The sequence below is a fragment of the Nocardia veterana NBRC 100344 genome, assembly GCF_000308855.1.
GTDB classification, from domain to species: domain Bacteria; phylum Actinomycetota; class Actinomycetes; order Mycobacteriales; family Mycobacteriaceae; genus Nocardia; species Nocardia veterana.
Map to the genome: position 1 here is coordinate 99,968 of NZ_BAGM01000101.1, position 22,951 is coordinate 122,918.

General features: G+C 68.5%; 22 protein-coding genes. 11 read left to right on the forward strand and 11 right to left on the reverse strand.

Annotation, left to right across the window (positions count from 1 at the left end):
* Positions 1–42: 42 nt before the first annotated feature.
* From ON37_RS19470 to ON37_RS19480, 3 genes are all read right to left on the reverse strand, one after another.
* A complete protein-coding gene (locus tag ON37_RS19470) occupies positions 43–894 on the reverse strand; it encodes a TIGR02569 family protein (protein WP_040721158.1) in 852 nt (283 codons plus the stop codon).
* Between the two features lie 71 nt (positions 895–965).
* A complete protein-coding gene (gene moeZ, locus ON37_RS19475; RefSeq protein ID WP_040721160.1) occupies positions 966–2,165 on the reverse strand; it encodes an adenylyltransferase/sulfurtransferase MoeZ in 1,200 nt (399 codons plus the stop codon).
* A gap of 106 nt (positions 2,166–2,271) precedes the next feature.
* Entirely contained in the window at positions 2,272–3,219 is a 948-nt protein-coding gene (locus ON37_RS19480) for a DUF3152 domain-containing protein (RefSeq protein ID WP_051031801.1), read from the reverse strand.
* Between the two features lie 527 nt (positions 3,220–3,746).
* Between ON37_RS19480 and fasR the strand changes: the two genes are divergently transcribed.
* Positions 3,747–4,409, forward strand: a complete 663-nt coding sequence (gene fasR / locus ON37_RS19485; RefSeq protein ID WP_030515992.1) for an HTH-type transcriptional activator FasR — start codon at positions 3,747–3,749, stop codon at positions 4,407–4,409.
* A 211-nt stretch (positions 4,410–4,620) separates the two neighbouring features.
* Here fasR and ON37_RS19490 read toward each other — a convergent pair whose 3' ends face one another.
* The 3 genes from ON37_RS19490 to ON37_RS19500 all read right to left on the reverse strand — a co-directional run bounded on the left by ON37_RS19490 (position 4,621) and on the right by ON37_RS19500 (position 6,782).
* A complete protein-coding gene (locus ON37_RS19490; protein ID WP_040721163.1) occupies positions 4,621–4,848 on the reverse strand; it encodes a DUF3107 domain-containing protein in 228 nt (75 codons plus the stop codon).
* Positions 4,849–4,949: 101 nt separating this feature from the next.
* Positions 4,950–5,648, reverse strand: a complete 699-nt coding sequence (locus ON37_RS19495) for a ferritin-like fold-containing protein (RefSeq protein ID WP_040721165.1) — start codon at positions 5,646–5,648, stop codon at positions 4,950–4,952.
* 84 nt (positions 5,649–5,732) lie between these two features.
* Complete coding sequence (locus tag ON37_RS19500) at positions 5,733–6,782, reverse strand: alpha/beta fold hydrolase (protein ID WP_040721168.1); 1,050 nt, start codon at positions 6,780–6,782, stop codon at positions 5,733–5,735.
* A gap of 495 nt (positions 6,783–7,277) precedes the next feature.
* Between ON37_RS19500 and ON37_RS19505 the strand changes: the two genes are divergently transcribed.
* The 7 genes from ON37_RS19505 to ON37_RS19535 all read left to right on the forward strand — a co-directional run bounded on the left by ON37_RS19505 (position 7,278) and on the right by ON37_RS19535 (position 13,739).
* Entirely contained in the window at positions 7,278–8,942 is a 1,665-nt protein-coding gene (locus ON37_RS19505) for a DEAD/DEAH box helicase (protein ID WP_040721262.1), read from the forward strand.
* Between the two features lie 26 nt (positions 8,943–8,968).
* Positions 8,969–10,186 carry an Rv3212 family protein gene (locus tag ON37_RS19510; RefSeq protein ID WP_040721170.1) on the forward strand — a complete coding sequence of 406 codons (1,218 nt, stop codon included), beginning with the start codon at positions 8,969–8,971 and terminating at the stop codon, positions 10,184–10,186.
* 43 nt (positions 10,187–10,229) lie between these two features.
* Positions 10,230–10,838, forward strand: coding sequence for an acid phosphatase (locus ON37_RS19515; RefSeq protein ID WP_040721263.1), 609 nt, complete (start codon positions 10,230–10,232; stop codon positions 10,836–10,838).
* A complete protein-coding gene (locus tag ON37_RS19520; RefSeq protein ID WP_040721172.1) occupies positions 10,835–11,314 on the forward strand; it encodes a GNAT family N-acetyltransferase in 480 nt (159 codons plus the stop codon). Before ON37_RS19515 ends, ON37_RS19520 begins: the two co-directional genes overlap by 4 nt.
* 94 nt (positions 11,315–11,408) lie before the next feature.
* Positions 11,409–11,750 carry a YciI family protein gene (locus tag ON37_RS19525; protein ID WP_040721174.1) on the forward strand — a complete coding sequence of 114 codons (342 nt, stop codon included), beginning with the start codon at positions 11,409–11,411 and terminating at the stop codon, positions 11,748–11,750.
* 4 nt (positions 11,751–11,754) lie between these two features.
* On the forward strand, positions 11,755–13,059 hold the full coding sequence (locus ON37_RS19530) for an RNA polymerase sigma factor (RefSeq protein WP_040721177.1): 1,305 nt from the start codon (positions 11,755–11,757) through the stop codon (positions 13,057–13,059).
* Positions 13,060–13,124: 65 nt separating this feature from the next.
* Positions 13,125–13,739, forward strand: coding sequence for a GNAT family N-acetyltransferase (locus ON37_RS19535; RefSeq protein ID WP_040721179.1), 615 nt, complete (start codon positions 13,125–13,127; stop codon positions 13,737–13,739).
* Here the strand turns inward: ON37_RS19535 and ON37_RS19540 are convergent.
* Positions 13,721–14,161 carry a hypothetical protein gene (locus tag ON37_RS19540; RefSeq protein ID WP_051031791.1) on the reverse strand — a complete coding sequence of 147 codons (441 nt, stop codon included), beginning with the start codon at positions 14,159–14,161 and terminating at the stop codon, positions 13,721–13,723. The two genes, ON37_RS19535 and ON37_RS19540, sit on opposite strands and share 19 nt — an antisense overlap.
* A 93-nt stretch (positions 14,162–14,254) precedes the next feature.
* Here ON37_RS19540 and ON37_RS19545 point away from each other — a divergent pair, with 93 nt between their 5' ends.
* Together ON37_RS19545 and ON37_RS19550 are read left to right on the forward strand one after the other, a co-directional pair.
* A complete protein-coding gene (locus tag ON37_RS19545) occupies positions 14,255–15,250 on the forward strand; it encodes a diacylglycerol/lipid kinase family protein (RefSeq protein WP_040721181.1) in 996 nt (331 codons plus the stop codon).
* A 234-nt stretch (positions 15,251–15,484) separates the two neighbouring features.
* On the forward strand, positions 15,485–15,739 hold the full coding sequence (locus tag ON37_RS19550; protein ID WP_030516005.1) for a WhiB family transcriptional regulator: 255 nt from the start codon (positions 15,485–15,487) through the stop codon (positions 15,737–15,739).
* 207 nt (positions 15,740–15,946) lie between these two features.
* Here ON37_RS19550 and ON37_RS19555 read toward each other — a convergent pair whose 3' ends face one another.
* The 4 genes from ON37_RS19555 to ON37_RS31075 form a co-directional block, all read right to left on the reverse strand.
* The gene (locus tag ON37_RS19555; RefSeq protein ID WP_040721183.1) at positions 15,947–17,461 is read right to left on the reverse strand and encodes a sensor histidine kinase; all 1,515 of its coding nucleotides are present in this window, start codon (positions 17,459–17,461) and stop codon (positions 15,947–15,949) included.
* A 178-nt stretch (positions 17,462–17,639) separates the two neighbouring features.
* Entirely contained in the window at positions 17,640–17,855 is a 216-nt protein-coding gene (locus tag ON37_RS19560; RefSeq protein ID WP_040721185.1) for a biotin/lipoyl-binding carrier protein, read from the reverse strand.
* 101 nt (positions 17,856–17,956) lie between these two features.
* Positions 17,957–20,110 carry a molybdopterin oxidoreductase family protein gene (locus tag ON37_RS19565; protein ID WP_040721187.1) on the reverse strand — a complete coding sequence of 718 codons (2,154 nt, stop codon included), beginning with the start codon at positions 20,108–20,110 and terminating at the stop codon, positions 17,957–17,959.
* 78 nt (positions 20,111–20,188) lie between these two features.
* The gene (locus tag ON37_RS31075; RefSeq protein ID WP_157171510.1) at positions 20,189–21,019 is read right to left on the reverse strand and encodes a DUF8176 domain-containing protein; all 831 of its coding nucleotides are present in this window, start codon (positions 21,017–21,019) and stop codon (positions 20,189–20,191) included.
* Between the two features lie 480 nt (positions 21,020–21,499).
* Here ON37_RS31075 and ON37_RS19575 point away from each other — a divergent pair, with 480 nt between their 5' ends.
* Positions 21,500–22,936 (forward strand): wax ester/triacylglycerol synthase family O-acyltransferase, encoded by a 1,437-nt coding sequence (locus ON37_RS19575; protein ID WP_051031793.1) that lies wholly within the window; start codon positions 21,500–21,502, stop codon positions 22,934–22,936.
* Positions 22,937–22,951 lie beyond the last annotated feature (15 nt).

Here is a 22,951-nt window from a genome sequence, read left to right on the forward strand (position 1 = left end):
GGAACCGTCGGGCTCGCCGCTCGGATTCGAGCGGCGGGCCCGCTAGAGCATCAGCCGGATCATATCCGCGGTATGGGCCAGGCCGGGGAACGCTTCCGGCGTCGACCGCGGATGCAACGCGTGCACCGCCAATCGGAACATGACCGCGCGCAACAACATCTGCGACCACTGCGGCAGATCGGACCATCGTTCCAGCAGCCCGGGGTCGGCGCCGCCCCACGACAGCGCGTCGACCACGATGACCCCGGCCGCCCAGGACGCGGGCCGCCAGTATGGGGTGATGTCGGTGAGACCGGGTGCCTGCCCGTTGGCGAACAACACCGTGCCGAACAGGTCGCCGTGCACCAGCTGTGCGGGCACCTGCACCGGTTTACGCAGGGTCGCCAGCTGGGCGAGCATATCCAGGCTGTGCCGGCCGTCGGGCGTGGTCACCGGCAACATCCCACCGGCCTTCAGGCTGCGCAGCGGGACCGTCTCCCAGGCCGCGCGGTCGGCGGCGACGAAGACGTCCACATCGACCCAGGGCGCGATCGGCTGCTGGACCAGGAAACGCGGACGCTCCAACGAGGCGGTCGCGTGGTGCAGGCGTAACGACACCGACACCACCTCGTCGTGGCGAGGTTCGGGCGTGCCGTCCATGAAGGTGTCGGCACGCCACCCGGAGACCACGTAGCGACCGTCGGTCGCGCGCACCGGCCGAGCCAGCCGCACGCCGTCCACCTGCAATGTCTCCCGGACCTTCGCCGACCACGCGGCGCGCGCATGATCGGCGACCGGGCTGAGCACCACATCTCCGCATCGCCACCCACCGTCCCAGTCGCCCAGCGCGACCGGGGTCACTTCGCGCAGGCCGAAGGTGGCCCGCACATGCTCCGGAGGTTCGACAGATGTCACGGCCGTACCGTAACCCCGGAAACTTGTCCACTCGGGGCGCCGCGCCGGGCATCGGACGGCGATGACCGCCGTCAGTAGACGGGCAGGCTCGGGTCGATCTGGTTGGCCCAAGCGATGATTCCGCCCTGAAGGTGGGTGGCATCGGAGAAGCCGGCCCGTTTCAGTGCCGCGAGCGCCTCCGCCGAGCGAATGCCCGTCTTGCAATGCAGGACGATCGGCGTGTTCTGCGGAAGTTCGGCCAGCGCCTCACCCGACAGGATGCGGTCCTTGGGAATCAGCGTCGCGCCGTCGATGCGGACGATATCCCACTCCACGGGTTCGCGGACGTCGATGATCGCGACATCCTTACCTGCGTCGAGCATGTCCTTCAGTTCCCGCGCGGTCACCGTGGAACCCTGCGCCGCGGCCTGCCCCTCCTCGGAGACCACCCCGCAGAACGCCTCGTAGTCGATCAGCTCGGTGATGGGCTGACGCTCCGGATCGCGGCGCAGCTTGATGGTGCGGTAGTTCATGTCCAGGGCGTCGTAGACCATCAACCGGCCGAGCAGCGTCTCACCGATGCCGGTGATCAGCTTGATCGCCTCGGTGACCATGATCGAACCGATCGACGCGCACAGCACGCCCAGCACGCCGCCCTCGGCGCAGGACGGGACCATGCCCGGCGGCGGCGCCTCGGGGTACAGGTCGCGGTAGTTGATGCCGCGCTTCTCCCCGTTCGGGCCATCGGGAGCGTCCTCCCAGAACACCGAGACCTGGCCCTCGAACCGGTAGATCGAACCCCACACATAGGGCTTGCCGGCCAGCACGGCGGCGTCGTTGACCAGGTAGCGAGTGGCGAAGTTGTCGGTGCCGTCGACGATCAGGTCGTACTGCGCGAAGAGTTCGACCGCGTTCTCCGGCTCCAACCGAATCTTGTGCAGCACCACATCGATGCCGGAATTGATCTCCAGAATGGAATCGCGCGCACTGTCGGCCTTGCTGCGACCGATATCGGATTCGCCGTGAATGATCTGGCGCTGCAGATTCGACGCGTCGACTTCGTCGAATTCCACGATGCCGAGGGTGCCGACACCGGCGGCGGCCAGATACAGCAGCGCCGGCGAACCGAGCCCACCCGCGCCGATCACCAGCACCTTGGCATTCTTCAAACGTTTCTGACCGTCCATCCCGAGATCGGGAATGATCAGATGCCGGCTGTAGCGGGCGACCTCATCCCTGGTCAGCTCCGCGGCCGGTTCGACCAGTGGCGGCAGGGACTGTGGTGATGACACGTCGCAGACTCCTCGAATCGAATTCGCCGATAGGGCTCCTGGTTGCAACACGGTGCATCGGGCCGTTCTTCCCGGCCGCCTCCCCGCGGCGCCGGCGTGCCGCTACCTACCCACGAGGATACGGCCAGGGGTTGAACCGGCACTTCTTGCCGTCCATCGGCACCACGCCCTGCGGGTCGAGGACGGCGATGTCGTTGTTGCGGGTGCCGAAGGTCTGCTGCATCATCACCGGCGCCAGTCCCCCGTCGGTCTCGCACGGCTGGTGCTCGTGGTAACCGATCGCGTGGCCGACCTCGTGGTTGATCTGGTACTGACGATATGACCCGATATCGCCCTCGAAGGACGTGGCCCCGCGCACCCAGCGCACCTGCGACAACACGACGCGGCCGAGATCGGAGTTGTAGCAGGAGGAGTCGATCGGGATCTCGAATCCACAGACCGATTTGGTGGTCTGCCGGGAGGTCAGTGAGACCCGGAAATCGGGTTCGCCGGTATCGATGCGGCGGAAGCCGAAGCGCGGATCGTGGGTCCAGCTCTTGGGGTTGGCCAGGGTCGCCTCGACCATCTTGGCGACCGCGTCGTCGCCGCCGAGCGAGCTGGTGTCGACTCCGTTCTCGACCTCGACGGTATAGCTGAACACGTGTTCCTGACCGGCTCCCACCTGGGCCGATACGCCGGGAACGATATGCCAGGTACCTGCTGCCGCCTCGGTGAACGGCCCGCCCGCGGGCAGGGCGCCGGAGGGCAGATCGCCGCCGAACTTACCGTCGCCCTTCGGCGGGGCGCCGATGATTCCGGCCTTGCTGGTGTGCTGGCTGAGTCGGCCGAGCGCGGGCGTGGACCGGCCGCCGGTATCGGTACCCCCCTTGACGGCATCCACGATCACCAGCACGGTGATGATCACCAGCACCGGCAGGGCGTAGGCGCGCCAGCCATAGGTGGAGACGAATCGGCCCAGCGCGCTCTGCTTCTTCGTATCGCGTTCGGGCCGTGGCCGATTGACGTCGTGCGCCCCGGTGGGATCCCACTTCGCGCGCAACGGCTGATGTGACAGGTCGGTTCCGCTGCCGGCGAAGGCGCCGAAACCATCTGCGCCCGAGTTCGCACCGCCCTCGCCCGCGCTGTCGTCGGAGTTGTCGTCGCCGGAATACAGACCGAGCGGATCGTAGACCTCGGACTCGCGGTCGGGTTGCTGCCGATTTCGTCGTGTGGTGCCGAGCGATCCCACACGTGCTGCCAGGGTGCCCGCGGGGCGGCGCGAATCGGGCCCGCCGGTAGTTCTGCCCCGTTGGTCGCTCACCGAAACAGAGTCTCACAGCCTGTTCGAGCGCACCTACATCCCTGCCCCGACCGGCCGGGGTTGCGAGAAATCTCACGACTGTGCGAGATTTCTCACGGCAACCAGTTACTGACAGGTTGCCAATAGGTGTGGGACGTTATTCGAATACCACAACGGCAGGAACGGGATCGGCTTCCCAGCCAGTGCACCCGACCCGCAGCGAGCTGCATCACGAACGAGTATCGTTCGTTGGATACCGTGCACATCCACGTTCCCGCCGGGAATCGACTGGGAGAACCGAAATGACTGACCTCGTGGACCGGATGACGTCCTCGCGACTGTCGTCCGAGGCCATGGCACCGAGCAAGCGCGGAACTCGCCTACCCCGGGAGGCCCGTCGTGCTCAGCTGCTCGCCGCGGCCAGCGAGGTCTTCGTGCTCCGCGGCTACCACGCCGCCGGCATGGACGAGATCTCGCAATGCGCCGGCGTCTCCAAACCCGTTCTGTACCAGCACTTCTCGAGCAAGCTGGAACTCTATCTCGCGGTGCTGCAGAACTACATCGACGCGCTGGTCTCCAGCGTCCGCCAGGCGCTGCGGTCGACCACCGACAACCGGCAGCGCGTTCGGGCCGCCGTCGCCGCGTATTTCGACTTCGTCGACCACGAAACCCAGGGTTTCCGGCTGGTTTTCGAATCCGACCTGACCAGCGAGCCGCAGGTGCAACGCCGGGTCGAGCAGGCCACCGAGGCCTGCGTCGACGCGGTCTTCGATCTGGTCGCCCACGATTCCGGGCTGGACCCGTACCGGGCCCGCATCCTGGCGGTCGGACTGGTCGGCGCCAGCCAGATCACCGCCCGCTACTGGCTCGAAGCCGATCGGCCGATTCCCAAGGAGGAGGCGGTCGACACCACCGTTCAGCTCTGCTGGGGTGGGCTGTCGCGCGTTCCGCTTTCCCAGCGCTGAGCGCTCTGCGCGTATTCGCGAACAAGGTATTTGCGAACAAGCGAGTGCCGCGGAGGTTTCCGCGCGGTCCTGAATCGAGGACGCGGGCGCGCCCGGCGAGTGACCTATGTTGTTCGGGAGATCAGCAAATGTTTCGGCCCCGGCTTGCTTCGACAGCAAACCGGGGCCTTTTCGTTCGTCACGCCCGCGGCGACGTCGGCCGCGGTCGCTGCTACACCGCGGCGAAACCCACGCGGCCGCTGGTGGAGGTGCCGATTTCGACGTAGGCGACCTTGGCGGCCTGGATCAGGTACTTGCGACCCTTCTCGTCCTCCAGGGACAGCACCCCACCCGAACCGCTCAGCGCGCCGGACACCAGCGCCTCGACCTCCTCGGGGGTCTGCGAGCTGGCGATCACCAGTTCCCGCGGGCTATCCGAAATGCCGATCTTGACCTCCACGGCCAACCTCCTAGAGTCCAGATGTGTCGTGCTCAGGCTAATGCAGCGGGGGTTGCCGCGCCGACGCGCGGGCCTGTGCTGTCAGCGAACAACGGCCGGGACTAGCCCAGGCTCAGCACCCGCATCCGCTCGGCGTGCGAATTCTGCATCCGCTCGAACAGGGCGGCCACGCCGTTCAGGTCTCCGGTCGCGGTGAGGACCAGTTCGGTCAGCTCGTCCCGCTGCGCCATCACGTACTGCGCCTGGGTGATCGCCTCACCGAGCAGGCGGCGGCCCCACAGCGTCAGCCGGTCGCGTTCGGACCGACTGACGGTGACCGCGCGGCGGACCTCCTCGACGACGAATTCCGAGTGGTGGGTTTCGGCCAGCACATCGCGAACCACCGCGGCCACATCCGGAGCGAGCGCATCGGCGAGCACCGCGTAGAAATCGGCCGCGATCCCGTCGCCGACATAGAACTTGACCATCGACTCGAGCCAGGTCGAGGGGTCGGTCGAGGCGTGATAAGCGTCGAGGGCCCGGACGAACGGCGCCATCGCGTCGAAGACGTCGACGCCGCGGTCCTGTAGCGCGCGCTCGAGCGTTTCGAAATGTGCCATCTCGGCGGCGGCCATCTTCGCCACGGCGACCTTTCCCCGCAGCGTGGGCGATAATTTCGCCTCTTCCGCCAGTCGGTAGAACGCGGAGATCTCACCGTAGGCGAGCACCGCGAACAGGTCGGTGACACCGAGATGGTCGGCGGGGATTCGGTGGTCGGATTCGGTCGAAACACCCAGCGCGCCAGATGTGTTTGCACCCATGCAGCCCAGCCTAGTAGGTCGCGGTCCGGCTGCGGCAGCGGAAGGCCGTCGCGGCGGCACCGCGACCGGTCGCCGCGGCGCCGTTCACGACTGGTCCCGCAGAAACTTCTCGAGGTGGCCCCAGGTGGTGTCGCGGGCGATCAGGATGCCCAGATGGCTGCCCGGCACGCTCTCGTAGCGCACCTCGCGCGCGCCGGTGAGGGTGGTGCGGCCGTGTTCCACCGCCGCCGCGGGCGTGATCACATCCTGGGTACCGCCCACCAGCAGCACCGGTGCGGTGATCTCGGCCAGCGCGATCGGCCGCGGGCCCACGTGGACGACACCCTTGCCGATGTCGTTGGCCAACATGAACCGGCTCCACAGCTGGTTGTAGAACCGGCCCGGATATCCGGGCAGCTGGGCCTGGAACCGGTCGATGGTCTCCATCCGGGCCAGTGTCGCCGAATCGGCCAGATTGCTCGCCAGGAACAGCGGCCGGCGCAGCTCCCGATCCCAGGCCGCGGCCCGGTAGGCCAGCCGGGTCAGCGGCGCGGGCACACCGCCGGCCGCGCGGATCAGCGTCGACATCGTGCGGCCGCCGTCGATCCGGGCCAGCGCGCGCACCTGGGGGACACCGTTGACCCGGTTGTAGTCCAACGGCGCCCCCACCGCGGTGATGGAGCGGATCGGCAGTGTCACATCGGCGGCCGCGGTCAGCAGCGACAGCACGCCGCCGAGGGACCAGCCGATCAGGTCGACGGGCGCGCCGTCCCGGTCCGCCGATACCCGCCGCACCGCCTCGGGCAGGATGTCGTCGACCCAGTCCTCGAAGCCCATCCGCCGATCGGCGAACCCGATCTCGCCGTAGTCGATCAGATAGGGGCGGCGGCCGAGGTCGAGCAGGAATTTGGCCACGCTCTGGTCCGGCCGCAGATCGAAGCAGACGGCCGGAGCCGCCAGCGGCGGAACCAGCAGGACGGCCGCGTCGTCGACCGGCGGCGGACCGCCGGGGTCGATATCGTAGCGGCGCAGCAACCGGTGCGGTTCGTCCCACAGCACGGTCGACGGCGTGGGAGCGGGCGCCTCGATCCCATCGCCGAAGGTCAGCGCCCATGCGTTGCGGGCGGCGACGCCCACGGTCTCTGCCAAGCTCACTCGATCAATTTATCCCGTGACAGTCCGTCTCACATATGTGGGCTGGACCACGCCCGGTCCGGCGCGGCCGGCGTCGTCCATGCACGGGAAGGGACATATCGGACGTCAGCACCGCGTCGAGAAAATCGGAGCGCGGGCGCGGACGCAATTCTTCGAACACCCCGAATTACCATGTGCCACAAACGGACCGGGAGCGCCGACCCGGCCGGCGGACAGCGGAAGCGCGGCGAAGAAAGCTATCACGCTACAATCACTGTGGGCAACGGAAATTTTGGGTCGCGCAGCCATATCCCGGCCGGCATATCGAGACCGGTCGATCGGGCCGGCGCGACAGGGGTAACCGAAGCCCGCCGAAAATGTGCGCGCACCAGATCCGCGACACCTTTGCGCCGCGCCCAGGCAGCGTCCTCGGTGGCGAGAGTGCAGGTGGAAACCGCCGGATATGTGGTGGCCCGGAATTCCGGTCCCAATCCACCCTCGTGCGCGCGGGATGCGATTCACACGAGGAAGGCACTGACCCTGAGCAAGATCACCGTAGAACAAGAACCCGGGTTGGCGGACACCCTGCTCACCGCAGAACTGGACCCCACCCACACCACGCCGACTTTCGCCGAATTGGGCGTGCGCCCGGAAATCGTGCGCGCACTGGGCGAGATCGGAATCGAACATACTTTCGCGATCCAGGAGCTGACCCTCCCGCTGGCCCTGGCCGGTGATGATCTGATCGGCCAGGCCCGGACCGGAATGGGTAAAACGTTCGGCTTCGGCGTTCCGCTGCTGCATCGAATTTCGACCACCGATTCCGGCACCACCGCATTGGACGGGACGCCGCGGGCATTGGTCATCGTGCCCACCCGCGAGTTGTGCATTCAGGTCACCCAGGATCTGGAGAACGCCGGAAAATATCTGACCAATCAGCGGGGCCCGCTGCGCATCACCTCGATCTACGGCGGCCGGCCCTACGACGCCCAGATCGCGGCCCTGCGCGAGGGCGTCGACGTCATCGTCGGTACCCCCGGCCGACTGCTCGATCTGGCCGAACAGCAGCATCTGATCCTCGGCAAGGTCGGCGTGCTGGTCCTGGACGAGGCCGACGAAATGCTCGACCTGGGCTTCCTGCCCGATATCGAGCGCATTCTGTCGATGGTTCCGGACCAGCGCCAGACCATGCTGTTCTCGGCCACCATGCCCGGGCCGATCATCACCCTGGCCCGCACGTTCCTGCACAAGCCCACCCATATCCGGGCCGAGGAGCCGCACGATTCGGCGGTGCACGACCGGACCGCGCAGTTCGTCTACCGGGCGCACGCGCTGGACAAGAGCGAATTGATCGCTCGCGTGCTGCAGGCCGAGGGCCGCGGCGCGACCATGGTCTTCACCCGGACCAAGCGCACCGCGCAGAAGGTCGCCGACGATCTGGCCGAACGTGGCTTCGCGGTCGGCGCGGTACACGGCGATCTGGGCCAGATCGCGCGCGAGAAGGCGCTCGACAAATTCCGCAAGGGCAAGATCGACGTGCTGGTCGCCACCGACGTCGCGGCTCGCGGCATCGATATCGACGATGTCACCCACGTGATCAACTACCAGTGCCCGGAGGACGAGAAGACCTACGTGCACCGCATCGGCCGCACCGGCCGCGCCGGGCGGACCGGTGTCGCGGTGACCCTGGTCGACTGGGACGAGCTGCACCGCTGGGAGAGCATCAATTCCGCACTGGGACTGGGCATTCCGGAGCCGGTCGAGACCTACTCGCGGTCCGAGCACCTGCGCGCCGACCTCGGCATTCCGGAGGACGCGACCGGCACACTGCGGCGCGCTCCGGAACGCGATCCCGATGCCGTGGTGGTCGAGCGGGAACCGCGTCAGCCGCGCAAGCGCAACCGCCGCCGCACCCGCGGGGGCAAGCCGATCGATTCCGAATCCGGCGCGCCCGCGACCGACGAGGCGCAATCCGACACCCCCGCCTCGTCGACCGAAGCGGCTGCAGCGCAGCCGGTTTCGGACGACCAGCCCGAGGGCGACAAGCCGGCTCGGCGTCGCCGCCGGCGGCGGCGCAAGACCGCGGCCGAATCCGGCGACGCCACCGCGACCGCGGCGGCGAGTGGTACCGACAGCGGCAGTGACGCGAGCGGGACCGATCGGACTGCCGCGTCGGCCTGATCGCCGAATCGGTTAGTCTCGCTGACGTGCTCGCACCCGAGCGGCGGACGCGCGCCGACCTCTATGCCGCAGTCGCGATCGCCGTCGTGGTGGCGATCGCGGCGGCTGTCGTCTGGGCGACCAGCGACGCCCGCGGCACCGAATCCGATCCCGCGGCGCATCCGGCATCGGTGGCTCCGTCGGTCGGCCGGCTTCCGGACGCGCTGAGCGAACGGTGGCACGCCTCCGACGGGGCGGCCACCCGCGCGCTGACCTCGAGCGGCGTCGCGATCACCGCCGACGACGGCACGGTGCGCGGGCTCGATCCGGAGACCGGCTGGCAGCTGTGGAGATATCAGCGCGACCTGCCGCTGTGCGGAGTGGAGAGTCAGTTCGCCACCGTTATCGCCACCTATCGCGACCAGCGCGGATGCAGTCAGACCACGATGCTCGGCGCCGAGGACGGGCGGCGGCGCACCGCCCGGAGCAGCTACCTGGATTCGCGCGTGCGGCTGTCCGCCGACGGCACCTATGTGCTGGCCCAGGGCCCGGACCGGCTGGAAGTGTGGCGCTCGGATCTGGTCCGCACCCTCGAATACGGCTATGTCGACGCGCCGGTCAACCCGCACACCCAGCCCCGCCACGGCTGCCGGTTGCTGTCGGCGGCCTCCGGCGGCAGCCGGCTGGCGGTGGTCGAGCGTTGCCCCGACGATGTCGCCGACCGGCTCACCGTCCTGAATCCCGCTCCCAAGGACGCCTCCGCGCCGGAGGAGTACGGCTCGCACGTACTCACCGAACCCGGGGGTGCGGCCGAGAACGCGCGCGTGATCGCGGTCTCGGACAACCGTATCGCGCTCTACCTGCCCGGAACCGACGCCGCCCCACCGGAATTCGCGATCTACGACTCGGCCGCCAATTCCGTTGCGGTGCACAGGCTCACCGCTCCGATCGGGGCGGACAGCACGGTGACGCGGCTCGGCTCCGCCTACTTCGTCTTCACGGGCAACAGTGTGATCGCCTTGAACGCGACCACGTTCGAGCCGCTGTGGACGGCGCCGGACGCGCTCGGATCCCCGGCCATGATGGCGGGCAGCATTCTCGTTCCGGTCGCCGACGGTATCGCGGCACTCGATCCGGGCACCGGCATTCAGCAGAAGCGTATTCCGCTGCGGCGCAGCGATTATCACGGCGAGCCGATATCGCTGGCGGTCAGCGGCCCGGTGGTGCTGGAGCTGCGCGGCGGCCGGCTGTACGGCACCGCCTGATCCGCCCCGGAACCCGCCCGCGCGGTGCGGCATGATCGAGATCATGAGTGCATCGGACAGGGAGTATCGGCTGGTGCTGCTGCGCCACGGCGAAACCGCGTGGTCGGCGGCGCGCAGACACACCGGGCGCACCGATATCGCGCTCACCGAACGCGGTGAACGGCAGGCCCGGGCGGCCGCCACGGTGCTGGCCGGCCTGGACCTCAGTGATCCGCTGGTGCTCACCAGCCCCAAACAGCGAGCGGTGCGCACGGCCGAATTGGCGAGACTGCCCGAGCCGCGCATCGACGACGAGCTGGTGGAGTGGGATTACGGCGAATACGAGGGGTTGACCACCCCACAGATCCGCGAGTCCACCCCCGGCTGGACCATCTTCACCGGTGACGTGCCCGGCGGTGAATCGGTCGATGCGGTCGGTGCGCGCGCCGACCGGGTCCTGGAATCCGTGGCGCCGGCCCTGCGGATCCGGGATGTGGTGCTGGTCGGCCACGGGCATTTCTCCCGGGTGCTGATCGCGCGCTGGGCCGGTTTCCCGGCCCGGGAGGGGCGGCGGTTCTTCCTGTCCACCGCGGCGCTCAGCGTGCTCGGCCACGACCATCAGGCACGCACCATCCTGGCCCACAATCTGGTCCCGGCCGAGGAGGTCCGATGATCCGCCGCGCCACCCCCGCGGATGTGCCCGCACTCGTCGATCTGGTCTACGACCTCGCCGAATACGAGAAGTCCCGCGAGCAGTGCGCGCTCACCGCCGACGATCTGCACACGGCGCTGTTCGGTCCGGCGCCCGCGTTGTTCGCGCACGTCGCCACGCTCGACGCCGATTCCCCGGTGGTGGGCTGCGCGATCTGGTTTCTCAACTTTTCGACCTGGACCGGAAAGCACGGGATCTATCTCGAGGACCTCTATGTCCGCCCTGCGGCCCGGGGCCGCGGCCTGGGCAAGGCGCTGTTGGCGGAACTGGCCCGCGAGGCGGTGACGCACGGATACACCCGGGTGGACTGGTCGGTGCTGGACTGGAACACCCCCTCGATCGAGTTCTACCGCGGGCTCGGTGCGGTGGCGCAGGACGAGTGGACCGGTTTCCGGCTCAGCGGTGACGCGTTGTCCCGGCTGGCCGGGGCTCGGTGAAATTTTCCCCCTGCGGGTGTCGATCCGGCCGCGCGACGAACGTCGAAGAGTTGAATGGCTCGAAAGGCGGGCCACCCACTCGGAGGACGAAACCATGTCGCAGTACCTGATCCTGATCTACCAGGATGAACGCGCCCTGCCGGAACCGGAACCGGGCAGCCCGATGATGACCAGCCACCGCGAGTTCGGACAGGCCCACGCCGCGGCCCTGCGCGGCGGCAACGCGCTGCACCGCAGCCACACCGCGACCAGCCTGCGCCCCGACGGCGCCGGCGGTGTCGTGATCACCGACGGCCCGTTCGCCGAGACCAAGGAGCAGCTCGGCGGCTACTACCTGATCGAGGCCGACGACCTGGACGCCGCGATCGCGATCGCCCGCCAGGTGCCGATGGCGGAGGGCGGCGTCGAGGTCCGTCCGATTCGCGACTTGGCCTGACTCGATGATCGGGCAGGAGCGGGTCGGTGACGCTCGGGCGGCCGCGCCCGCCCGGTCCGGATCGGACGCGGTCGCCGCCGCGGTCGCCGCCGCCCATCGTCACGAATGGGCGTTCGTGCTGGCCGCGACCGTGCGGGTGACCCGCGATATCGAACTCGCCGAGGAATGCGTCCAGGATGCGTATGCGCGCGCACTGGTCCAGTGGGCGACGCGCGGGATTCCCGCCCGCCCGGCCGCCTGGTTGACCACCGTCGCCCGCAACCGGGCGTTGGACCTGCTGCGCCGCCGGGCGACCGCGCGCCGGGCGCTACCGTTGCTCGTCGCGGACGAAATCAATTCCGAGACAACGAGTCTCGGCGATCCGGAGGATTCGGCGCAGGACTACCCCGACGATCGGCTGCGCCTGATCTGCACCTGTTGCCACCCGGCGCTGGCCCAGCCGGCTCGGGTGGCGCTCACCCTGCGGCTGGTGTGCGGGCTGACCACCGCCGAGGTGGCCCGCGCCTTCCTGGTCACCGAATCGACCATGGCGGCGCGGATCACCCGGGCCAAGAAGAAGATCGCGGCGGCCGGCATCCCCTACCGGGTGCCGGATCCGGCCGAACTGCCGGAGCGGATCGAGGCGGTGCTGGCGGTGGTGCATCTGCTGTTCACCACCGGCCACACCGCGCCGTCCGGGGACGCGCTGATTCGCCGCGATCTCACCGAACGTGCCATCGATCTGGCCGGGATGCTGCACGCCCTGCTGCCCGACGACGCGGAGATCGCCGGCCTGCTGGCCCTGCTGTTGCTCACCGACGCCCGCCGTGCGGCCCGCCTGGCTCCGGACGGCGGCATGATCGCGCTGGCCGATCAGGACCGCTCCCGCTGGGATCGCGACCGCATCCGTCAGGGCCTGGCCCTGGTCCGCTCGGCCCTGGAACGGCAACCCGGACGCTACGCACTCCAAGCCGCGATCGCGGCCGTGCACGCGGAGGCACCCAGCTATGCGGAGACCGATTGGCGCGAGATTCTCGGTCTCTACGATGTGCTGATCCAGCTGTGGCCCTCGCCCGTGGTGGCGCTGAATCGGGCGGTCGCTGCCGGCATGGCCGACGGGCCGGCCGCCGGAGTCGCCGCGCTCGACGCGCTGACCGCCGAACCGCAGCTCGCCGGCTACGGATATCTCCCGGCCGCCCGAGCCCATTTCCTCGCCGAACTCGGGCGTCGCGAGGAGGCCCGGCAGGCGCTGACCGAAGCGTTGCTGCTCACCGAGAACGCCACCGAGCGCGCCTTTCTCGACGCCCGGCTGGCCGAGCTCGACAGCTGATCGCAGCGACCGCCGGCAGCGGCCGGGCCGCCGTTGCGGTACCGGCCCGGGCATAGGGTGGACCGATGGAGGTCACCGTTCGGCCCGTCGTGGAATCGGAAGTACCCGAGCTGTCCCGGATGCTGGGCCGCGCGTTCCACGACGATCCGATCATGCAGTGGTGCATCCGGTCCGAACGCCACCGCTCCCGGCGCGCGGCGGTGATGTTCGCGGCATTGATCCGCCACCTGTATCTGCCGCACGGCGCGGTCGACGCCGCCTTCGACGCCTCCGGCCGGATCGTCGGCGGTGCGGTATGGGCTCCGCCGGGAACGGGTAACGCCGACGATGCCGAATCGCTGCGGATGCTGCCGGCGCTGGCGCGAGCCTTCCGTTGGCGGCTGGCGGCCGCCGGGCGGATGTCTCAGCGGATGAGCGAGGCGCACCCGCACGACCCGCACTGGTATCTCGCCATCCTCGGCACCGACCCGAGCGTCCGCGGCCAGGGCTACGGACAAGCGTTGCTGGCGCCGCGACTGGCCCGCTGCGACCGGGTCGGCGCCCCCGCGTACCTGGAGTCCAGCAAGTTCAGCAACATCGCGTATTACGAGCGCTTCGGTTTCGTCCTGCGCGGTGAGCTCGACGCCACCGGCGGCGGTCCGCTGCTGTGGCCGATGTGGCGTCAGTCCGCGTCGTCGTAGGCCTGCGCCATCCAGTGCACCGAGGGCGGGGAGAAGATCAGTCCGAGGGTGATCAACGCGGCGAGGCCCACGGGTATCGCCAGTTCGGGCCGATGTGAACTGAGCATGTACCACGCGGCCGGCAGCAGCAGGATCTGCGCGATCACCACGATGGCGCGGCCCCAGCGCTTACCCCGCAGCAGCCCGATCCCGGCCGCCAGCACCGCACCGGCCAGGATGACGAACCAGGCGGCGGTTCCGTAGGCGGAGACCGCGGAATCGTGCGTTTCGGTCGCGCCTCGCACCACCAGCACGATCGCGATGATCACTCCGATCAGACCCTCGAGAGCTGCCAGCGCGCCCGCACCGCGCACCGTGCCCGGGGTCGGGTCGGCCGTGCCTGCGGTTCCGGTGCTGTCGCTGTCCGCGTTCTGCTTCGCCACCCGCCCAGCGTAGAACCGGACGAACTCCCCCGCGCACCCGTGGTCGCCTCCACCGTGCGGATCCCGGGGCGATCGCTCAGTAGGCTGCTCAGGGTGCGGACGCTGCTCATCGTGAACCCGAATGCCACCTCGACCACTCCGGCCACTCGCGATCTGCTCGCCCATGCCCTGGAGAGCCGGACCCAGCTGATCGTCGCGCACACCCAGCATCGCGGCCACGCGGCGGAACTGGCGCAGTGGGCGACCGAGGCGCGGATGGACCTGATCGTGGTGCACGGCGGCGACGGCACCGTCAACGAGACGATCAACGGATTCCTGCCGCTGCCCGCAGTCGACGCGGCGGAATCGGCTGGCGCGCAACGAGGTTGGCTCCCGAGGTTGGGCGTCATCCCGGGCGGTTCGGCGAACGTGTTCGCGCGCTCGCTGGGGATCGAGGCGGATCCGGTGGCGGCGACCAATCAGCTCATCGATCTGCTGTCCCTGGACGGCGGCGGCACCCACGCCGGTGACCGCCGCATCGGCCTGATGGTCGCCGACGGCCGCTGGTGTGCCTTCAGCGCCGGGGTCGGGCTCGACGCCGATGTCTGCGAGGCGATCGACCGCAGCCGCGCAGCCGGCCATGCCGCCACCCCGGCCCGGTATCTGCGCACCACCGTCCGCCAGTTCTTCCGAGCCAAGCGGCGCGATCCGCTGATCACCGTGCACGTGCCGGACCACGATCCGGTGCCCGGCGTGCACTACGCCTTCGTGACCAACACCAGCCCGTGGACGTACCTGGACAACACCCCGGTGCGCACGAATCCGGGCACCAGCTTCGAACGCGGACTCGGTGTGTTTGCGATGCGGACGATGGGGGTATTGCCCACACTGTCGGTAGCCCGGCAACTCTTGGCCTCCAATGGAGATCCCAAGGGCCGCAACCTGTTTCGCGTCGACGATGTTTCGACGGTGCGAATCGAGGCCGACGACGAGGTCGGCCTGCAAATCGATGGCGACTTCATCGGCCGCCGCAACGTGGTGGATTTCACCTCGGTGCCCGAAGTGCTCGAAGTGGTGGCACCGAAGCCGGAATCCGCTCGACACAGTTGAGAAACATCGCAGTTGCGCTGCGAAAACCGAGACAAGCGAGTACAAAGGACTCCGCGGGCCCGGCTGTTCAGGGCTTTAGAGCGTGAGCTTCCCCACGGTGCACCAAAAGGCTATTGACATCTACGGTGTTCGTGAAAGCATTCACAAGCAACCGTGCGGAAACATTCGAGTCGCACAAGTGAACTGACCACAAACCAGCGGCGCCTTGCGGCGCCCATGCAAAGGAGCAGAGGAATGGACTGGCGCCACAAGGCCATCTGTCGCGACGAGGACCCCGAACTGTTCTTCCCGGTGGGTAACAGTGGTCCGGCGCTCGCGCAGATTGCCGATGCCAAGCTGGTCTGCGCCCGCTGCCCCGTGACCGCCGACTGCCTGTCCTGGGCCCTGTCCTCCGGGCAGGATGCCGGCGTGTGGGGTGGCATGAGCGAAGACGAGCGTCGGGCGCTGAAGCGGCGGAACGCTCGCACCAGGACGCGCAGCGTCGTCTGATACGACGCTCGGCGTTACCGGTCGGAACCACCGCACAGCCTCCGGCCAGTAACGCATTCGGCCCGGCACCGGAAAGGTGCCGGGCTTCACTGTATTAATGGACCGTTTTCCGCGAATTTCGGCGCGGACGGTGAATGCCGGTTTCCGATTTCCGCGAGCGGGGGTTGTTTCCCTGCTGCGGTTCCGATCGGCTCCGCACCGCCTTTATCAGCGTGCGTTGCGGCGGCCCAGCGGCACTCGCAGGACCGCATCGGTACCGATATCGGCGCCCGGGTGCAAACCGATCGAACCGCCCAGTTCCGCGGTCACCAGGGTGCGCACGATCTGCAATCCGAGCCGGTCGGAACCTTCCAGGCTGAAACCTTCCGGCAGCCCGCGGCCGTCGTCGCTGATGATCACATCCAGCCAGCGCGCCGAACGCTCGGAACGTATTGTGACGGTGCCGTTTTCGCCGGAATCGAAGGCGTGCTCGATGGCGTTCTGCACCAATTCGGTCAACACCATCACCAGCGGGGTCGCGCGTTCGGCGGAGAAAACTCCCAGCGAACCGTCGCGGCGCACCTTGATCCGGGCGGTGTGCACGGTGGCCACGTCGGCCATGATCGGCAGCAGCCGATCCACCACCTCGTCGAGGTCGACCTCTTCGTCCACCGACATCGACAGCATTTCGTGCACCGAGGCGATGGAGGTGACCCGGCGCACCGATTCGGTGAGCGCGACCCGGGCCTCCTCGTTCTCGGTCCGGCGCGCCTGCAGGCGCAACAGCGCCGCCACGGTCTGCAGATTGTTCTTCACCCGGTGGTGGATTTCCCGGATGGTGGCGTCCTTGGACAGCAGCGCGCGGTCGCGACGTTTGACCTCGGTGACGTCGCGGACCAGCACGGCCGCCCCGGCCAGTTCGCCGTGCGGGCGCAGCACCAGAGTGCGCAGCAGGACGGTCGCGCCGCGCGCCTCCACCTCCATCCGGCGTCCCGACTTGCCGGCGAGCGCGGCCTGGATGTCGGTGACGACCTCCTGGGCGTCGAACGGATCGGTGATCAGCGAGCGGGTGGACTGGGCGAGATCCTGGCCGGCCAGTTCGCTCTGCAGGCCCATCCGGTGATAGGCCGACAGCGCGTTCGGGCTGGCGTAGACGACGATCCCGTCGGTGTCGAGCCGGATGAAGCCGTCGCCGGCCCGCGGGCTGGAATGCGACCCGGTGCGATCCTCGAGCGTCGGAAAAGTGCCGTCCGCGATCATCTGACACAGGTCGTCGGCGCAGCTCATATACGCCTGCTCGAGGCTGCCGCGCACCGTGGACCGCTGCATGTCGGTATCGCGGCCGAGCACGGCGATCACGTCGTTTCCGCAGCGCACCGGAATGCCCTCGCGAATCACCCGGGCCGGGGTGGGGTGATAGACACCGGTGGACTCCCCGTCCCCCTCGACCCGCACGATCTCACCCGTGGACAGGGCCTGGAAGATCTGCGGATGCTCCTGGCGCGAGGCCAGGGTGCCGACCAGATCGTCGGGTTGCACGGTCGGCGCGGTCGTGGGCCGGCACTGTGCGACACACACCACGTCGGCGCCGTCGGTGACGGGCCCGATTCCGACCCACAGTTGCAGATCGGCGAACGACAGATCGGCCAGCAGCTGCCAATCGCCGACCACGCGCTGCAGATGATCCACCGCCGCACCGGGCAGGTCCGTATGCTCGGCCAGCAGATCACTCAGCGTCGACACAGTTCCGCCTCTCCGGAAATTCCGCGCACCAGTACGTGCCGCGAGATCTGCGTTGCGGGACGGCGATTGCGGCCCGAAACAGTTCCGGGCGTTCCCGGTGAGTTACCCAAGTACCTACGAGATCAGAGGTTACGTCACCGGCGGCGGCCGGTGCAGCGTGCACCCGAACGCGACCGTTTCAGGAGATGACCACGATCAGGTCGCCCTTCTGCAGCACGTCACCGGGCTTGACGTTGATCGAGGCCACGGTGCCGTCGGATTCGGCGACCACCGGAATCTCCATCTTCATCGACTCCAGCAGCACCAGGGTGTCGCCCTCCCGAACGGCCGCGCCTTCCTGCGCGACGATCTGGAAGACGGTCGACACCATCTCCGCGAGCACTTCCTCAGCCATGGCACCCTTCCGGTCGGTCGGCCTGTTCCGCTGACGCTACAGCCAACCACAACGGATGCCGCCACACGCGGCGAATCCGGGCGTCGCGGCGATCCCGCTGGCTACTCGGCCCCGGTCACCCGCACCCAGGTGTTGTTCACCGCCGCGGTCCCCGAGAACGGATCCACCAGCGCGGGATCGTGCAGCAGATTCACATTGGCGCCGGGCAGCGAGGCCGCGACCCGCCAGCCGACGCCGGGTTCACGATGCCCCCATCCGTGCGGAATCGCGACGGTGCCGGGGCGGATGTCGTCGCCGACCTCCAGCGTGACCACGATCGAACCCGTGCCGGAGGAAACCCTCACCGGTTCACCGTCGGTCAGGCCGCGCGCGCCGGCGTCGCTCGGGTGCATGAGGACGGTGCAGCGATCGCGTCCCTTGACCATCGCCGGGACGTTGTGCAGCCAGGAATTGTTGCTGCGCAGGTGGCGTCGCCCGATCAGACGCAGGTCGTAGCCATCGGTTCCGGCGGACGGGCCGTCGGGCCGGGTGGCGAACAGTTCGCGCACGGCCCCCCGGAAATCATCGGGAGCGAGCCGGACCTTGCGGTCACGGGTGCCGATCAGTGCGCGCAGGCGCGGTCGCAGCGGTCCGAGGTCCACTCCCCCGGGCGTCGCGCGCACCTTGGCGATCGTCAGGCCGGCCCGGCCCCGCCGCAGGATCCCGTAGGGTCCGACCGCGATGCCGAGCGCGGCCAGGCGCATCGGCGACAGTCGCGCGAAGACCGCGTCGAGTATCCGGCCGGTGAACCGCCGGGCCGGCAGCGGGAGCACCTCGGTGATCATCCGCGCCAGGATCTGCCAGTCCTCGAGTCCGTCGGCCGGCGGCGCGAACACTTCCGCGTCGTAGCGCAGGTTGTTGCGCACGCTGAACACCGGGAACAGCAGGTTGACATCCGCCCGTTCCAGCTGTGAGACCGGCGGCAGGATGATGTCGGCGTGCCGGCTGGTCTCGGTGACGTACATGTCCACGGCCACGAAGAAATCCAGCGATTCGAGCGCGGCGTCGAGCCGGCCGCGCTGTGGCGTCGACAGCACCGGATTGCCCGCATAGGTGATCATCGCGCGGATCCGGCCGGGCCCTTCGGTGAGGATCTCGTCGGCCAACGCCGCGACCGGCAGTTCGGAGCGGAAGGATTTGTAGCGGCCGGAACGGTCGGTCCACGCCCCGTAGCCCACCGGCAGGTATTTACCGAACCGAGTGGCGTCGACCGGGGCGGTCGCGAACATCTGCCCGCCCGGCCGGTCCAGGTTGCCGGTCACCGCGTTGACGGTGTTCACCAGCCAGTGCGTGAGCGTGCCGGTGACCTGTTGACATACGCCGATCCGGGCGTACAGCACGGCCGACCGCGCGGCGGCATGGTCACGCGCGAAGCAACGAATGGTGTCGGCGTCGACCCCCGCGTACGGGGCCGCCCATTCGGGGGTGCAGTCGGCGACGGTCTCGCGGAGTTCCTCCCATCCCGAACAGCGGGCCCGGACCGCGCGCTCGTCACAGAGATTCTCGGCGATCAGCACGTGCAGCACGGCCAGCAGCAGATAGACATCGCCGCCGGGCACGACGGCGATGTGCTGATCGGCCAGCCGCGCCGTCTCCGTCCGGCGCGGGTCGATCACCACGACCGTGCCGCCTCGGGCACGCACGTTCTTGATCCGCTGTTTGGCATCAGGCATGGTCGTGACCGAGCCGTTCGACACCGCCGGGTTCGCGCCGAGGATCACCAGCCGATCGGTGCGGTCGATATCGGCGATCGGCATCAGCACGTTGGAGCCGAACATGCGCCACGCCGCGAACTCCTGCGGGAATTGGTCGATCGAGGAGGCCGAGTAGAAGTTGCGGGTCAGCAGCACGACTCGCAGCAGCACACCGTAGAGAACCGAAGAACTGTGTGCCGCAGGATTTCCCAGATACATACCGATCGAGCTGGGGCCGGATTCGCGACGGATCGCGCGCAGCCGGCGGCCGATCTCGGCGAAGGCCTCGTCCCAGCCGATCGGCTCGAATCGGTCACCGACGCGACGTACCGGCGTGCGCAGCCGGTCCGGATCGTGGTGCAGCGCGCCCATCGCCGTCGCCTTGGGACAGATGTAGCCCTGTGACAGCACGTCGTCCGGATTGCCCTCGATCCGGATCACCCGATCGCCGTCGACGGTCACCCGGATGCCGCAGTGCGCCTCGCACAGGGTGCATTGCCGAGAAACAATGCGAGTAGTCATGGCTCATCCTCTCGCGCGCGGGGCATCTCGGAGCGTACCGGCGCCTGTGGCAGCGGTACAGTCCCGCGCGAAATACCCTCAGCGGCCGCGGATTTCGTAGAGCAGAGTCCGCCCGTCGCGGACCACGGTGCGCACCGACTGGTGATAGGTCGTCTGGTGCCCGTCCGGCCGATACTCGTCGATGTCGACATCGAACAGGTCCGGTTCCCGGGCCACGATGCGGACGCAGTAGGTGGTGCCCACCGGAATCACGGAATCGATGGCCTGTTGCAGACCCTCGGCCGCGGCCACGTTCACGGTGTCGGGCGCGACGAACGCCTGAGCCCGTTCGCCACTGCGTTCGGTGTAATACGAATACTCGAATCCCAGGATCGCGTTCGGACCGTCGGTGACGCCGCCGGCGCCGTTGCCAACGGTAATGCCGTCGTGCGATTCGGCACGACAGGGCGGAATCTGAGGTCCGATCGCCGGGGCGGTGGTTGCGGCGGTCACTGCGCTGGTCGCCACGGTGCTCGTCGACGCCGCGGGCAGCGCGGCCGGGGTTCCCGGCTCGTGCCGCTCGGCGCCGACCGCCATCGTCACCCCGACGCCCACGACCGCCGCGATCAACACCACGGCGAGGGCGATCAGCCACCGCCGCGCGTTGCCCGCTCGCCGAACGGGTCGCGTGGCCGGTCGGAGTGCGCGCTGGATGGCATCGGGATCGATCGCCCACTCGGGTGCTTCGGGAGCCTCGGTCGGGCGCCGGACAATGCGTGGCGGCGCGGCGGCCGGTTGCGAGTCCCGGACGGGCGGGCTCATCGGCGGCGGCGCGGGCCAGCCCGCAGCACGCAGGGGCGGACCGAACGGGTACGACGAACCCGGTTGCTGCGGCGCGGTCCCGGGCGGCCGATTGGCTTCAGAGTCCATCACATCCCTCACACCCGCAGCTGTCCCGCCGAGAAGACGATGCCAGGACTCGCCCCGGCGCACAACAGCAAAACCTCCCACCGATGGTGGTTCGGGACTTGCTTTCCGGCCGCATCGCCGCTTCGCGCACTACCCGCAGCGCCTGCGCCCACTCCACGACAGCGGCCACGCCGGGCAGGCAACCGACGGGGCAACCACAGAAGTGATCACTTACTCCCATCAAGTTATAGATGTTGGCTACTACTGGATGGAACCGCATCGCGGCGAACCTTCATCGCGCGTCGAATGAACTGCCGGAGATGGATTCGAGACAGGCCGCAACCCGCCACGGAACTCTCGATTCGAGAAGGCGTATTCATATGAGCGGTAGTGCGGTCGGCCCATCGAAATTCACGGCCGCCGGACGGTAGACTCCGGCCGCAGGAACAATTGCCGGAGCACTTCCACCCGAGGCGCCGGCAATTCCGGTCAGGAGCAGCGATGACGACGAATACGGTCCGCGGGACGGGCAGGAGAATACAGCTCACCGCGGAACAACTGGTCCCCCGCGACGCCGTCTTCGTCTACGACGAATTCGAACGACATCCGGCCAATATCGTGGCGGCCTACGTCTTCTCCGGAAGCGCTGAGATCACCCGGGCCCAGGTGCGGACGTGGATGCGGGAGCGCCTCGGGTATTCGGCGCTGTTCCACCGGCGCCTCGAACGGGTCCCGGGCGATATCGATCTCCCCTACTGGGTGCCCGACGCCGCATTCGACCTCGACGAGCACGTGACGCTCGAGGAAGCCCGCACCTGGGGCCCGGTGCGCGTCCGGCTGGCCGAGATCGCCGCTACCCGAATGGATCTCACCCGGCCCCCGTGGGAGCTGCACGTCTTCGCCGGGGTGTCGGGCTTTCCCGACGTCCCGGAACCGGTGACGATCGTGGTGTTGAAGTTCCACCACAGCGTGGGCGACGGGGTCGCCACCCGCCGGCTCGAGCAGAAGTTGTTCGGTGCGGGGGCAGACCATCCGCCACTACCCGTTGTCGACCACTCCTGGTCGCCATCCGCGGCTCTGCTGCGGGCGGCGACACTCACCCCGTATCGGATCGGCCGGTTCGTCATCGGTCTGACGCGCACGCGGGCCGCGGCCCGTACTGTCAGCGCACGCGTGGCGGACGGCCTTGTGCACGAACCGATTCCGATGCGTCCGGCGACCCGGTTCAACCGGCGGACAACGGCAGCCCCCACTTTCGGGCTGGTCACGCTGTCGCTGGCGGAGGTCCGCGCGGTGAAAGGCGCCTGCGCCGAACCCATTACGGTCAACGATGTCCTGTTGGCCGTGGTGTCCGGCGCGCTCGCGACGTATCTTGCCGAATGCGACGAGACCCCGCCGACGTCGTTGAGCGCGATGGTGCCGATCTCGATGCGCGGTCTGGCCCCGTGGAATTCGGCGAACCGGCTGTGCCAGATGGCGGTCGACCTGCACACCGATGTCGACGACCCGGTGCAGCGGCTGCGTGCGGTTCATCGCAGCGCGCGGCAGGAGAAGCAGCGCTGGTCCGACGACGCGGTGATCGCCCGCGAGAGCCGCCTACACACCGCACCGGCCTGGTTGCTGCGACTGGCCGGTTGGGCCCGGTCCCAGCGGAACTTCGACGATGTCGACACGGTTCCGCTGACGAACACCACGGTCAGCAACGTCGCACCGGTCGCCGAGCGGCTGGAGTTCCTCGGCGCCCCGATCCGCAGTGTCTTCGGCGTACTCCCGATCATGGACGGTGACGGACTGCGGCACCTGATCACTTCGCAGGGCGACCGGCTCGTCGTCGCCTTCAGCTCGGAGACCGCGATGCTGCCCGATTCCGACCGCTACGCCGAACTTCTGCTGCGGTCGTTCCGAGAGCTGAGCGAGCGTCTGCGCCGAGCGGGCTGAGCGGCGGGCCGAAGG